This window comes from Bacteroides nordii (assembly GCF_019930665.1).
In the GTDB taxonomy this organism is placed as follows: domain Bacteria; phylum Bacteroidota; class Bacteroidia; order Bacteroidales; family Bacteroidaceae; genus Bacteroides; species Bacteroides nordii.
In genome coordinates, this window is the sequence record NZ_CP082886.1 from 648187 (window position 1) to 661206 (window position 13020).

A 13020-nucleotide genomic window follows, 5' to 3' on the forward strand; every position below is an offset into this window, starting at 1 on the left:
AATTTCAGGTAAATGAATTGTATAGATAAAAAGAAAGCGGAGAACCAATTTGACTCTTCGCTTTTGTTACATATAATATAGTGGTGTGTTTACATGGCAATCTGCTTTGAAAGCAGTTTTTGAAGTTGGCCATTCAAAGTCTGGCACATTGTTCCGTTTCCCATTGCATGATAACGTTTAATACGATACTGCAACATCATAATTTTTTCATTTGCATTCTTTTTCATAATCTTCATCTTTTTTTGCCCTCCACGTTTTGAAGAGCGGTTTTACATCTTGTTTTCTCTATTAACACTGCAAAGATACGAAAAGTTCACGGAAAACATGTTGTGCAACATAAAAAATATGCTTTTCACCCTCTTTTTTCTTAAAAGAGACCGAAATGACAAGTGGATATTACAAATATATTACATAACTTTGTATTCTATGATACTATTCCAGTTGAGCGGATTTTGATTGTGCCTTATTATATAATATAGAAATAAAATGAAAACATCGATTCACTTTTTCTCGTGCCTTTTGTTGGCTGTTTTCTTATTATCCTGTGGTGAGACTCATTTCCTGAAGGAGGAAGCATATCGTAACCAGGTGAAAGCTGATTTCGGAATAAAACAATTACAACTTCCTTTGGGTGATTTGTTTGCTATCTTTAATGATTCTACGTTGACTATTGCAGAACGGGAAGCGTTGATGTTTTTGTATGCTTATATGCCTATAGGAGATATCACTGACTATTCGGGAGACTATTATCTGGAAAATATCCGTTTGTCTGAGCAGGCCCGGCAAGAGATGCCCTGGGGAAAGAAGATCCCAGAAGATGTTTTTCGTCATTTCGTACTTCCTGTCCGGGTGAATAATGAAAATCTGGATAATTCCCGTAGTGTGTTTTATGGTGAGCTGAAAGAACGCATTAAAAAACTTTCGATGCAGGATGCTATTCTTGAAGTAAATCACTGGTGCCATGAGAAAGTGGTTTATCGTCCGAGTGATGCCCGTACCAGTTCACCGTTAGCTTCTGTCAAGACGGCTTACGGACGTTGTGGTGAGGAGTCTACCTTTACCGTAGCTGCACTTCGGGCGGTGGGGATTCCTGCCCGGCAGGTATATACTCCGCGTTGGGCACACACAGATGATAATCATGCCTGGGTAGAGGCTTGGGCAGATGGTAAATGGTATTTTTTCGGAGCTTGCGAACCGGAGCCTGTCTTGAATTTGGGATGGTTTAACGCACCAGCCAGCCGGGGGATGCTGATGCATACAAAAGTATTTGGACGTTATAAAGGAGCAGAAGAAATCATGTATGAAACACCCAACTATACTGAAATTAATGTTATTGAGAACTATGCTCCTACGGCAAAAGCAGTTGTTACGGTGATAGACGCCGGTGGTAATCCTGTATCGGAGGCTAAAGTGGAGTTTAAGGTATACAATTATGCCGAGTTCTACTCAGTAGCTACTAAACGTACAGATGACGCCGGTCGGGTTTCATTGACAGCCGGTAAAGGAGATATGTTGGTGTGGGCTTCAAAAGGAGATAATTTCGGATTCGGTAAACTATCTTTTGGAAAAGAGAATGAACTGATACTTGTCCTTGATAAGAAACCGGGTGAGACGTATTCACTGACACTGGATATTGTTCCTCCTGCCGAAGGTACGGATTTGCCTGAAGTAACTCCGGAACAGCGGGCAGAAAACAATCGTCGTATGGCACAGGAAGATTCTATTCGTAATGCATATGTGGCTACCTTTGTCACAGAAGAACAAGGAGTGGCATTTGCTCGTAAGTATGCTATGGATGCTGAGTCTGTATCTCGTCTGTTGGTTGCTTCGAGAGGAAATCATCAGACATTGACCGATTTTCTTTCGGTTGCTGCCAAAGAGAAGAATGCAGAGCTTGCACTTAGTTTGCTCAGGTTGGTTTCAGATAAGGATTTGCGCGATGTAACACCGGAAGTGTTGGAAGATCATTTCCGCCATTCCGTTGCCGGGTATTGCGGAGAATATTATTATTCCTCTATTCTCAATCCGCGGATAGCAAATGAAATGCTGACTCCTTATAAAGAGTTTTTCCAGAAAGCAGTTTCAGCTAATGAGGTGGAACACTATCGAAAAAATCCGCAGGCATTGGTAGCTTGGTGCAAAAAGAATATTGCTATTAATAATGAGTTGAATTCACAACGTATTCCTATGTCGCCTGCAGGTGTATGGAAAGCATCGGTAGCTGATGAAAAATCACGGGATATTTTCTTTGTAGCGCTGGCACGTGCTTTAGGTATTCCTGCCTGGATAGACGAGGTGACAGGAAAAATACAATATAAAGATTTTGCTAATAACAGATTGAAGAATGGAGAAACCTTCGATGTGGATTTTGAGGTGGCCGAACAGACCCTGGCACCTTCAGGTGTTGTAAAAGCCATTTATCAGCCTATCCGGTCACTCGATAATCCCAAGTATTACTCTCATTTTACACTGTCACGTTTTAAAGAGGGTACTTTTCATCTGTTGAACTATGATGAAGGTACTACTTCCTGGGAAAATCTGTTGAAGAATGGTACACGACTGGATGCCGGTTATTATATGCTTACCACAGGGACCCGCCTTGCCAATGGTTCTGTACTTGCTAATCTCTCTTTCTTCAATGTAGAGAAAGACCAGGTGACAACGACTGCTTTGACAATGCGGCAAAGTGAAACTCAGGTGCAGGTTATCGGTAATTTTAATTCTGAGTCTATGTATCGTCCGGTAGAGGGTAGTGATGTGCAAAGTATCTTGCAAGCTTGTGGACGTGGTTACTTTGTTGTGGGTATACTGGGCGCAGGGCAGGAGCCTACCAATCATGCTCTGAAAGATATTGCTGCATTGGGTAGCGATTTTGAGAAGTGGGGACGTAAAATGGTATTTCTTTTCCCCGATGAAGAACAGCATAAAAAGTTCCATCCGGCAGAATTCCCAGGATTACCTTCTACTATTCTTTATGGGGTGGATGTGAACGGAAGCATTCAAAAGCAAATTGCGGAATCTATGAAATTGTCGAATTCCGAAACATTGCCGATATTTATCATCGCTGATACATTTAATAGGGTAGTCTTTGTCTCTCAGGGATATACTATTGGATTGGGAGAACAATTGATGAAGGTAGTGCATGGTTTATAGGGAAGACAAGTTGCAATAATAGTTAATTATTTGTGTAGAGTGTGTTTTCATTAAAAATAATTATTACGTTTGCAGCGATTATGATAAAGTATGCATTTTACATATTGATAGGTGTATTTTTTGTATTGGGACTGAATATGGCTCCCGGACAAGAATTATCCGGGCTTCAGAATGAAATTGAAGTCCGGGTAGGTGATACCCCTCAATCTGTAAAGTCTGCTTGTATTCTATCTTCCAGGACAGATAATGATTGTGTCAGAGATACGCATTCTGTATTTCATGATGAATCATCTGATTATAAGGTTTGTGACGGGATTCTTTCCAGCCTCTCCGGTTCAAGGAATGTGGCACCGTTTAAGCTACTGAAATTTAATAAGCCAACTACTGTTATACAGATTCTTAGTGCACTCAGTGTTCAGTTACCCGAGAGCAAGTACAGAAATTTACCTTGCAGTACCAGTTGCATGAAGTATTCGTGTGGATACTATATCTATACGTTAGCTCATATTCTTATTTAGCCAATTCACTATTCCATCTATTTGCAGAGTAAGTAATTTTTATACTTTCTCAGCTTTCTGTCGGGTGTGTACTGCCTTCTTTTTCATTCTTACGAGAATATAACTGTCAATCTAAAGAAAATAGGAGTATGTCCATAGATAAAAAATGGATATACCTCCCGAGTATTAATTGATATCCGGGGAAAAGATATTGTAGTTTCGTTGTGATAACGGGATAAGCATCATATAAGGACAAGATGTAACCGAAGTGATTCAGGCAGATGCATCAGCCGATTGGCCTTATATGGATGAATGAGGAAAGCCCAATGGAATTAAAAGAATTTCATGTGTGTCTAAATAATAGTTTACCATTGGGCGCCTCTTCTTTACTTTGAAACGAACTAATAACTTAAAATATATTGCTATGTTAAAATTATTATTAGCCACTTTTGCCATGATGGGACTTACGTTCGTCATAGGCTTTTTCGTAGCTGCAGTGATAAAACTTATTGCAAGTGCAGCCGATTCACTCGATTTCTATAGTTCTCATCAGGTAGAACTTCAACGATTACGGCGTTTAAAGAAAGTACGTCAGAATGTGGAACGTTTGTTATGGCATAATGCCATAGCTGAACAGGATGGTTCGGGCGATAAACGGGAAGATTACAGTCGTGGTATTAATCGGGATATCATTCGTTACCACGGATATTATCATGGGGTAAGTCCGGGTACATCCGATGATAATCTGTTGGAGTATTATTACCCTGAAGATACCCACATCGTTTATCTTGAAAAACGAGAAGAAATGCTCCAACAGCATAAAGATAACAGTAAGAAATCATCTACCAATACCAAATAATAAACTTATCATATCATGGAAAATATAGACTTTATGAGCTTGTTCCAGGGAGTGGGAACAATGATGGAGAGTGGCTGGCTGCTCGCAAGTGCCCGTGTGTTTCTTGTCGCTTTAGGGTTTCTGCTTATTTATCTGGGCTGGAAAGGTGTGCTGGAACCGATGGTAATGATACCGATGGGATTGGGAATGATAGCCATCAACTGTGGTACGCTGATAATGCCGGACGGTACATTGGGAAACTTATTTCTCGATCCGATGCTTTCTGATACAGATGAGTTGATGAATACCATGCAGATTGATTTCTTACAACCGGTTTATACATTGACTTTCAGTAATGGATTGATAGCCTGTTTTGTGTTTATGGGTATCGGTACGTTGCTTGATGTAGGTTTTCTGCTCCAGAAACCATTTGCAAGTATATTTTTGGCATTGTGTGCCGAACTGGGTACTTTTTTAACCGTTCCTATTGCTTCTGCTTTGGGATTGACACTTAAGGAGAGTGCTTCGGTGGCTATGGTTGGCGGAGCAGACGGACCAATGGTGCTCTTTACTTCACTGGCACTGGCAAAGCATCTGTTTGTTCCTATCACAGTAGTAGCATATCTCTATTTGGGGTTGACGTATGGTGGATATCCTTATTTAGTAAAACTAATGGTTCCCAAACGTCTGCGTGCTATTAAGATGACTACAAAGAAGGCCCCTAAAAATTACGATGCAAAAGTAAAACTGGCTTTCTCTGCTATTCTGTGCGCAGTGTTGTGCTTCTTATTTCCGGTAGCATCACCTTTGTTTTTCTCTTTATTTATAGGTGTGGCTGTGCGTGAGTCCGGGATGAAGCATATTTATGACTTTGTGAGTGGCCCGTTACTGTATGGTTCTACTTTTATGCTTGGATTGTTACTGGGAGTACTTTGTGATGCCCATTTGCTACTTGATCCAAAAATCCTGAAATTACTGGTTTTAGGTGTTATCGCCCTGCTTTTCTCTGGTATTGGAGGCATCTTGGGAGGGTATGTTATGTACTTTATCAAAAAGGGCAATTATAATCCGGTGATTGGTATTGCTGCTGTTAGCTGTGTGCCGACAACTGCAAAAGTAGCACAGAAGATAGTTAGTAAAGACAATCCTAACTCTTTTATTCTTGGTGATGCTTTAGGAGCCAATATCTCCGGCGTCATCACCTCTGCTATCATAACTGGTATCTATATAACGATTATACCATACTTGTAAGATGGGGGGGGTTAGTGATAAGTGATTAGTGATAAGTGATTAGTAGTTAGTGATTAGTGATAAGCGAGTAGTGATAAGTAAACTGCGCCATCGTATTGCCGCATGGTACTAATCGCTTATCACTAATCACTAATCACTGCTTTTATCGTCTTTTCCACCCTTTCTGCCGTAGTTATCTGTTTGGTGTATTCGTCAATTTGTACTGTTCCTCCCATTGAAACGGCAGGATTTCGGTATTGCATGTCACTTATCACTGTTTCCCGTGCAGAGAAGTGGAATTCTTCAATTCCTGTTTCTGAGGCAATACGTGCTATGTTTTTTTCGTTTACACCACAGCCGGCAAGTAGGATGATCCGTCCGGCAGCTTGTCTCTGGAGTTCTTTTAATAAAGGAATCCCGGCTTCTGCGGTTGCTTGTTGTCCGGAAGTCAGTATGCGGTTACAGCCTGATTCTATAATCTCTTCCAATGCCTTCTGTGGATTACGGCATACATCGAAAGCCCGGTGAAAGGTAACCGATAACCCGTCAGCAGCTGCTACCAACTCCTTCATTAGAGGCATGTCAACTTCTCCGTCTGGTGTCAGACAGCCCAATACAACACCGTCTGCACCTGCTTTCTTTGCTATTTCTATATCCCTTAACATCGTTTTTATCTCTAAGGGTGAATAGAGAAAATCACCTCCCCGGGGGCGGATTATTACATGGAGTTTGATATGTAACAATTCCCGTGCAACAACAATTTCACCATGCGAAGGCGTTGTTCCTCCTTCCGGTATGCCGGCACACAGTTCTACACGATCTGCCCCACCTTGCTGTGCAGCCAGGCAACTCTCTACCGAGTTGGTACATATCTCGAATTTATACTTTCTCATAGCAGGAAAACGTTATTAAAAAAGGGCGAATTGCTTCGCCCTTATCTTGATATTCTTCTTTATTCGTTTTTTTATTTAGCAAAGCTAACCGCACGTGTTTCACGGATTACGGTAATCTTCACCTGTCCTGGATAAGTCATCTCATCCTGTATCTTCTTCGCAATTTCACCCGACAGGCTTTCTGTTTGCTTATCGTCAATCTTATCTGCACCTACGATAACGCGGAGTTCGCGTCCCGCCTGGATGGCATAAGTCTTTGTTACTCCCGGATAAGCCATAGCCAATTGCTCCAGGTCGTTGAGACGTTTGATATACGCTTCTACTATTTCGCGGCGTGCTCCCGGACGTGCACCGGAGATAGCATCACATACCTGTACGATCGGAGCGAGCAAGCTTGTCATTTCCGTTTCGTCATGGTGAGCACCGATAGCATTGCAGATATCCGGTTTCTCTTTGAATTTCTCGGCTAACTTCATACCAAGTAATGCGTGCGGCAATTCTGGTTCTTCATCAGGCACTTTACCAATATCGTGCAACAATCCGGCACGTTTTGCTTTTTTAGGGTTCAAGCCCAGTTCCGATGCCATTACAGCACAGAGATTCGCAGTTTCGCGAGCGTGTTGCAGCAAGTTCTGACCATAAGAAGAGCGGTATTTCATCTTACCGATGATACGGATCAATTCCGGATGTAATCCGTGGATACCGAGGTCAATAGTGGTACGTTTACCGGTTTCGATGATTTCTTCTTCAACCTGTTTGCGTACTTTGGATACTACCTCTTCAATACGTGCAGGGTGGATACGTCCGTCGGTTACCAACTGGTGCAAAGCCAGACGGGCTATCTCACGACGTACGGGGTCAAATGCAGAAAGAACGATTGCTTCCGGAGTGTCATCTACTACGATTTCTACACCTGTAGCAGCTTCCAGTGCACGGATATTACGTCCTTCACGACCGATAATACGTCCTTTGATTTCGTCAGATTCAATGTGGAATACGGTTACAGAGTTCTCAATGGCTGTTTCCGTAGCTACCCTTTGAATAGACTGTATCACAATGCGTTTTGCTTCTTTACTGGCTGTCAGCTTGGCATCGTCCATGATATCATTGATGTAGGACTGCGCCTGTGTTTTGGCCTCTTCTTTCAAAGATTCTACCAAGCGTTCTTTTGCTTCTTCGGCAGACAAACCGGAAAGTGCTTCCAGCTTTTCTATCTCCTGATGTTGCAGTTTGTCCAGTTCTTCTTTCTTCTTATCAACAATTCCCAGTTGGGCTTCCAGATTTTCTCTTACGGCGTCAGCTTCTGCTTTCTTGCGCTGAATCTCTTCCTGACGCTGGCTCAATACCATTTCGCGCTGTTTCAATTTATTTTCAGCCTGCTGAATCTTTTGATTACGTTGCGCTACTTCTTTTTCCAGATCTGCTTTTTTGTTGAGGAATTTCTCCTTAACTTCCAGCAATTTGTTTTTCTTTATCACTTCCGCTTCGGTTTCCGCCTCTTTCAAGACGTTATCGTATTTGGCCTTTAGTCCGTATCGGAATAATACGTATGACAATATGCCACCTACGATGAAGCAAGCAATGGATGCTACTATTGTTACTAACATTGTAATTTAATTTAAGTATAAATAAAAACGCACCGCAAATACGAGGAAATTCTTTCTCCCGAGTATCTTGCAGTGCGTGGGTTTTCTATAAATTTGTTGATAGGACGTGTTTTCACTCGCCCTTGAAATACTCTTCGAGCATTTCCGTCAATTCTTCTATCTTCTCTGTATACGGACCGGTATCGTTACGTTGCCTTAGTTTTAGATTCTCCTGTGAAAACTGATAGGCTACCATAGCTATTAATTTCTCAGGTTCCAGGCTTTTGTAATGCTCCCGATAAGCATTGAGCTTGATATTTACCTGTTTGGCTGCTTCTCTCATCAATTCTTCCTCGTCACGGTTGATTGTGATAGGATAATATGAGTCTGCAATTTGCAGGTTTATCTTTATTTTATCGTTCATACACCTCTTCTTTTATTCATTCAACAGAGCGATGCATTTGTCGACTTCACGCACTAATTTGGACAATCGCAGCTTTGTCTCTTTTACATCGCTGCCGTTAAGGCTGATTGCCGTAGCTGTTTTTAGGTTCGTGTAGCTTCTTTCCAATTCTTTATATTCAGCCAGTATCCTTTCGTTTTCTTTCTTCTCCTCTTCGAGAAGTTGCTTAAGTTCAGCATTTTCACGCTTTAATTCATCGTGAAGATAGATTAAATGCCGTAGTCTCGCTTCAAAGGTACTTAATAGCTTTTTTGCTTCTTCTGTCATTACTACACCAAAATTGTACACAAAAATACAATTAAGTCTGAGATTACAAAAACTTTTCCGCAGAAATTAGTCGTTTGGGCTGAAAATAACTATTAGATGGATGTTTACTATCGGAGTTAAGTAGAGACAGGGTGCATACTTTTTAGTGGTTCTTTCTTTATATCCTGCTATCATTAACTTCTGAAGTTTACTATCAAAACACCCGGATGTTCTTGCTGAAAACATCCCCATGTTATTGTATAAAACATCCGGATGTTTTGCTTTCTTACTACAAGAGTTATGCCTCTAACAAATTGGTATATAGTTGCTGATAGAGTATGTTGTTGGGTGTAGTTTAAACCTGTACTTAATTGACCTCTTTATTGTTACTGAATTTGAATTAAATATTTCTATAAATTAATTTATTAAATAATTTGGTTTATAAAATAAACTACTTATATTTGCATCGGATTTAAATCTTTGATGCAATGTATTTAATTCGTTTATTAAATCAGAAAATACAATGGAAGACATTATTTTGAAAATATTGGGAGTTTGGTGTGCTATGGTTATCGTAGCCTTATATTATAGTTTTGAGTACAACAGGTAGTCGAATAATTTAAAGGACATAAGATATATGGAAAACAAGAAACTGAATGAGAAAGAAAGTTTAGAACTTATTTCTCAAATGATTCAAAACACGCGGACAAGAGTTGAAAAGGACGGTGGTACTCCTTTTTTGATATGGGGGTATGGAACAGTGATTATTTCATTACTGGTATGGTATATGGTTGCGTCGACCGGAAAGTATGAGTGGCAATATTTATGGTTTCTTTTGCCGGCTATCGGATTTCCTGGCACTCTTTGGGTGACTAGAAAGAATGAATCGCCTGTAAAGACTTATATAGATCGGGTTGTAAACTATATCTGGATTGTATTTGGGAGTGCTGGTTTTTTGGTATCATGTGTTTCTATTGCCTATCCTCTTCCTATTTTGTTTATTATTCTTTTGCTTATGGGAATGGGAGTGATATTGACTGGAATGGTGATACACTCTAAAATAGCACTGATAGGTGGTTTGCTGGGAGTGCTATCTTCTTTGGGATGTATTTGGGTAACCGGTGTAAATCAGATACTTGCTTTTGCTCCTGCTTTCATCTTTATGATGATTATTCCCGGACATATGATAAATTACAGTGCAAATATAAAGAAATAAGAAGGGGAAATGATTATGAAAGATACTTCGACACGTTTCGAGCGTTTTTGTACTTCTTGGAAATTCTTCCTGGTGCTGATAGTTTTACAGTTTGTATTAATGCCGGTGGCTACTAAAGGTTTTCGCTTTGAAGAGATGGGGCAGATTATCTTCACTACACTGGGACATGCTTTGATAAACCGCTTTTATCCTTATTCCTTTATATTTCAGTGGATGGCACTTGCATTGATTGTAGCCTTACTGTTTTTTAGAAATAGAATCGGGCGTTTTTTCTCGGCTTATGTGGGAGCCTGTTATTTGTTGTATGCAGTTATTCAGAGCATAGCCATTACTAATAAATATGGAGTCAGCGTGGTAACGGTCAATCTGGTAATGATGTCATTTGTTGCTTTTGTCTGGTTTCGGGATTGCTGGAAGGGAGAGAATGAGTATGACTTCTCCAATCTCAATTGGAGAACAGCATGGCTGATTCCTGTAGCTTTTTTCTGTTTATGGTTTCCTATGGATTTGTTGAATGTGAAACCGGATTTTAATCCGGCCTATCTCTTTTCGGGCTATGCATCGCTGGCTTTTTGTCCAATGACTCCTGTGTTTCTGACATTGCTTACGTTATGTCGTCCTCGAATTAATATGACTACTTACAGGGTGACAGCAATGGTAGGGCTTATTATCGGAGTTTATAATATGGGACAATTTGCTTCCCCTGCGGGTTTTTATTTAGGAATGTATCATTTACCTTTGTTGCTTGTTTCTTTATATGCATTGTTGAGTAGCAAACGGTTGAAATAAATAGTTAAGAAAAATGGAAGATAAGAAATTGAATGAACAAGAGAGCCTGGCGCTGATAGCACAGATGATTCAAAATAGTAAAAAAGGTTTGGTGGTAGGAAGTGGTAACTCCTTTTTGTTCTGGGGGTATTTAACGCTTGCCGTTTCTATTGCAATTTTTGTATTACTTTATTTCACAGGAAGTCAGAGTTGGTTCTGGCTTGGAAGTGTCATTCCGGTAATAGGATGTTTGTATATCTGGTGGATGTCCCGGAGAGATGGGAAAAGAACTATGAGTTATGTTGATAAAGTGATTTCTAATGTATGGCAAATAGTGGGGGGAACTTGTGCCATTATTGCTCTGTTGGCTTTGAATTATGGAAACAACATTGCTATATTACCTCTGCTGTTACTTGTGTTATCCGTTGGTGCAGGTATAACAGGCTCTGCCATTCAGGAAAAGTCATTCTATAACTGTGCCGCTTTTGGTATCGCTATTTCTTTAGGTATGCTTTTTAATATCAACACCATCGTAGAAGGTCCTTTACCTCAGGTTTTTGCTTTTGCCCTTGCTATTGTAGTGGTGATGATCATTCCGGGACATATTGTCAATCATAAAGCAAAGAGAAACAATGTTTAAAGAACTGAATCCGTTACTCCATTCCGAACTTCGCCTGGCGGTGATGTCGTTGCTTATTTCTGTAGAGGAAGCGGACTTTGTCTATATCCGTCAGCAGACAGGAGCTACGGCAGGGAATCTGAGTGTGCAGATTGATAAACTGAACAAAGCGGGTTATGTGGAAGTGACAAAGACTTTTAAGGGAAAGATGCCGTGTACTATCTGTAAAATTACGCCGCAAGGGGTCGATGCTTTTGAAGAGTATGTAGAGGCGTTGAAGAGCTATATTATAAAATAAGTTCAGATATAGTTGATTGAAATGCAGATTTGATCACCTTTGAATTTGTTTCACCACACAGAGTTTCATAGAGCTTTATTATCCGGATAAAACGCAGATTAACGCGAATGGCGCAGATTAAAATCCTGTCATTCTTTATTTATACTTGTTTTTCTTTGCGAAAATCTGTGCTAATTTGTGTCTCAATCAGGTAATAAAAGTTCATGAACCTCAGTGTTACTCTGTGGTGAATTGATTTCTTTTTTATCTGTTCTTCATAAATAGACGAATACGTTCAAGTATTAGTTCCAGAAATTTTTCTGTAATATTATTTTTTGCATTTGTTAGAATAGATATTTTATTCCTATTATATTTGGGTCTGTCAGATTCTGCAAGCTTAGTAGCGAATTGTAACAGACAATATGCACATTCTAAATCTGCAAGGCCGAATCTGTCCCAGTCAAAAGTATCTAATCCTTCATAGAAATTTTCTAAAAAGATATAGACGTCCTCAGAAGTTTCCATGTCTTTTTTTACAGAGCAGGGGCATGGGTATTCATCATCAAAAATTCTTTTTTTCATGGCTTTGTTTGTTTCTGAGAGTTGTCTATTCTTTCGAATAATTCTTTCCAACACATGGTACGAACTGCGTCTTTGTCTGTTAATCTGGAACGTTCCATTTTTGATATTTTTATGTGTAGGTTTGAAATAATTTCCTTTTGTTGCTCTATGCGTATCCACATGAAGGCAATAATGGTGAGTAGTAGGGTGAACAATAGTGTAGCAATTGTACCAACAACGTAGAATCTTTCTTCGGATAAATAAAAAGTGTGCCCCATATATATTTCTTTTTAAATTTTAATTGGGGCATAAAAAACGCACCCAATCCAATATAGTCCACCTAGGGTGCTGCAAACAACCCGAATACACTTATACTGAACGGGTGCGCATATCGTTGTAAAACAACATACGTATCCCTGTTCAGTTCAGGTGTATTCATTTAAAAATTGCAGCTTTTAGGTGAACACTAAACTGAATAAAAATGATACTCTATTTAAGTATCACTGCAAATATAGCGAAAAGAAAATATATTGCAATAAGATGGAGTATTTATTCCGGGATTTCAATAAAAAGAATGATCATATCAGCTATCCGATGTACTCTAAATTATTTTTGCTTATAGTGTTTGTTTTGGGTTGATAAAATTATTATTATCAAAATAAGAAATTTATTT

15 protein-coding genes are annotated in these 13020 nt (G+C 39.7%); 8 read left to right on the forward strand and 7 right to left on the reverse strand.

Going from position 1 to position 13020, the window contains the following annotated elements:
• Positions 1-89: 89 nt before the first annotated feature.
• Positions 90-227: a hypothetical protein gene (locus K8P02_RS02410; protein WP_002559705.1), complete on the reverse strand. Its 138-nt coding sequence runs from the start codon at positions 225-227 to the stop codon at positions 90-92.
• A 259-nt stretch (positions 228-486) separates the two neighbouring features.
• On the opposite strand from K8P02_RS02410, the gene K8P02_RS02415 reads away from it, so the two are divergent.
• The 4 genes from K8P02_RS02415 to K8P02_RS02430 all read left to right on the forward strand — a co-directional run bounded on the left by K8P02_RS02415 (position 487) and on the right by K8P02_RS02430 (position 5739).
• Positions 487-3153 carry a transglutaminase-like domain-containing protein gene (locus K8P02_RS02415; protein WP_223381936.1) on the forward strand — a complete coding sequence of 889 codons (2667 nt, stop codon included), beginning with the start codon at positions 487-489 and terminating at the stop codon, positions 3151-3153.
• 80 nt (positions 3154-3233) lie between these two features.
• The gene (locus K8P02_RS02420; RefSeq protein WP_025867412.1) at positions 3234-3671 is read left to right on the forward strand and encodes a hypothetical protein; all 438 of its coding nucleotides are present in this window, start codon (positions 3234-3236) and stop codon (positions 3669-3671) included.
• Between the two features lie 403 nt (positions 3672-4074).
• Positions 4075-4509: a hypothetical protein gene (locus tag K8P02_RS02425; RefSeq protein WP_025867413.1), complete on the forward strand. Its 435-nt coding sequence runs from the start codon at positions 4075-4077 to the stop codon at positions 4507-4509.
• Between the two features lie 15 nt (positions 4510-4524).
• Positions 4525-5739, forward strand: a complete 1215-nt coding sequence (locus K8P02_RS02430; RefSeq protein ID WP_002559709.1) for a sodium ion-translocating decarboxylase subunit beta — start codon at positions 4525-4527, stop codon at positions 5737-5739.
• Between the two features lie 122 nt (positions 5740-5861).
• On the opposite strand, the gene K8P02_RS02435 is transcribed toward K8P02_RS02430, so the two are convergent.
• The 4 genes from K8P02_RS02435 to K8P02_RS02450 form a co-directional block, all read right to left on the reverse strand.
• On the reverse strand, positions 5862-6611 hold the full coding sequence (locus K8P02_RS02435) for a copper homeostasis protein CutC (RefSeq protein ID WP_025867414.1): 750 nt from the start codon (positions 6609-6611) through the stop codon (positions 5862-5864).
• A 71-nt stretch (positions 6612-6682) separates the two neighbouring features.
• On the reverse strand, positions 6683-8218 hold the full coding sequence (gene rny, locus K8P02_RS02440) for a ribonuclease Y (RefSeq protein WP_002559711.1): 1536 nt from the start codon (positions 8216-8218) through the stop codon (positions 6683-6685).
• A gap of 112 nt (positions 8219-8330) precedes the next feature.
• Complete coding sequence (locus K8P02_RS02445) at positions 8331-8621, reverse strand: cell division protein ZapA (RefSeq protein WP_002559712.1); 291 nt, start codon at positions 8619-8621, stop codon at positions 8331-8333.
• Positions 8622-8633: 12 nt separating this feature from the next.
• Positions 8634-8927, reverse strand: a complete 294-nt coding sequence (locus K8P02_RS02450; RefSeq protein ID WP_002559713.1) for a hypothetical protein — start codon at positions 8925-8927, stop codon at positions 8634-8636.
• Positions 8928-9543: 616 nt separating this feature from the next.
• Here K8P02_RS02450 and K8P02_RS02455 point away from each other — a divergent pair.
• The 4 genes from K8P02_RS02455 to K8P02_RS02470 are packed head-to-tail and all read left to right on the forward strand — an operon-like array spanning position 9544 to position 11807.
• On the forward strand, positions 9544-10122 hold the full coding sequence (locus K8P02_RS02455; protein WP_007484493.1) for a hypothetical protein: 579 nt from the start codon (positions 9544-9546) through the stop codon (positions 10120-10122).
• A 9-nt stretch (positions 10123-10131) separates the two neighbouring features.
• On the forward strand, positions 10132-10911 hold the full coding sequence (locus tag K8P02_RS02460; RefSeq protein WP_007484495.1) for a hypothetical protein: 780 nt from the start codon (positions 10132-10134) through the stop codon (positions 10909-10911).
• Between the two features lie 13 nt (positions 10912-10924).
• The gene (locus K8P02_RS02465; protein WP_025867417.1) at positions 10925-11530 is read left to right on the forward strand and encodes a hypothetical protein; all 606 of its coding nucleotides are present in this window, start codon (positions 10925-10927) and stop codon (positions 11528-11530) included.
• Complete coding sequence (locus tag K8P02_RS02470; protein ID WP_002559717.1) at positions 11523-11807, forward strand: winged helix-turn-helix domain-containing protein; 285 nt, start codon at positions 11523-11525, stop codon at positions 11805-11807. Before K8P02_RS02465 ends, K8P02_RS02470 begins: the two co-directional genes overlap by 8 nt.
• 243 nt (positions 11808-12050) lie before the next feature.
• Here the strand turns inward: K8P02_RS02470 and K8P02_RS02475 are convergent, their stop codons facing one another.
• Positions 12051-12368: a hypothetical protein gene (locus tag K8P02_RS02475; RefSeq protein WP_002559718.1), complete on the reverse strand. Its 318-nt coding sequence runs from the start codon at positions 12366-12368 to the stop codon at positions 12051-12053.
• Positions 12365-12625, reverse strand: coding sequence for a hypothetical protein (locus tag K8P02_RS02480; protein WP_025867418.1), 261 nt, complete (start codon positions 12623-12625; stop codon positions 12365-12367). The genes K8P02_RS02475 and K8P02_RS02480 overlap by 4 nt, the downstream gene beginning before the upstream one ends.
• Positions 12626-13020 lie beyond the last annotated feature (395 nt).

Coding starts and splice junctions, on each gene's coding strand:
- K8P02_RS02410 (WP_002559705.1), bottom strand. CDS start 227: ATGAAAAAGAATGCAAATGAAAAAATTATGATGTTGCAGTATCGTATT.
- K8P02_RS02415 (WP_223381936.1), top strand. CDS start 487: ATGAAAACATCGATTCACTTTTTCTCGTGCCTTTTGTTGGCTGTTTTC.
- K8P02_RS02420 (WP_025867412.1), top strand. CDS start 3,234: ATGATAAAGTATGCATTTTACATATTGATAGGTGTATTTTTTGTATTG.
- K8P02_RS02425 (WP_025867413.1), top strand. CDS start 4,075: ATGTTAAAATTATTATTAGCCACTTTTGCCATGATGGGACTTACGTTC.
- K8P02_RS02430 (WP_002559709.1), top strand. CDS start 4,525: ATGGAAAATATAGACTTTATGAGCTTGTTCCAGGGAGTGGGAACAATG.
- K8P02_RS02435 (WP_025867414.1), bottom strand. CDS start 6,611: ATGAGAAAGTATAAATTCGAGATATGTACCAACTCGGTAGAGAGTTGC.
- rny (WP_002559711.1), bottom strand. CDS start 8,218: ATGTTAGTAACAATAGTAGCATCCATTGCTTGCTTCATCGTAGGTGGC.
- K8P02_RS02445 (WP_002559712.1), bottom strand. CDS start 8,621: ATGAACGATAAAATAAAGATAAACCTGCAAATTGCAGACTCATATTAT.
- K8P02_RS02450 (WP_002559713.1), bottom strand. CDS start 8,927: ATGACAGAAGAAGCAAAAAAGCTATTAAGTACCTTTGAAGCGAGACTA.
- K8P02_RS02455 (WP_007484493.1), top strand. CDS start 9,544: ATGGAAAACAAGAAACTGAATGAGAAAGAAAGTTTAGAACTTATTTCT.
- K8P02_RS02460 (WP_007484495.1), top strand. CDS start 10,132: ATGATTATGAAAGATACTTCGACACGTTTCGAGCGTTTTTGTACTTCT.
- K8P02_RS02465 (WP_025867417.1), top strand. CDS start 10,925: ATGGAAGATAAGAAATTGAATGAACAAGAGAGCCTGGCGCTGATAGCA.
- K8P02_RS02470 (WP_002559717.1), top strand. CDS start 11,523: ATGTTTAAAGAACTGAATCCGTTACTCCATTCCGAACTTCGCCTGGCG.
- K8P02_RS02475 (WP_002559718.1), bottom strand. CDS start 12,368: ATGAAAAAAAGAATTTTTGATGATGAATACCCATGCCCCTGCTCTGTA.
- K8P02_RS02480 (WP_025867418.1), bottom strand. CDS start 12,625: ATGGGGCACACTTTTTATTTATCCGAAGAAAGATTCTACGTTGTTGGT.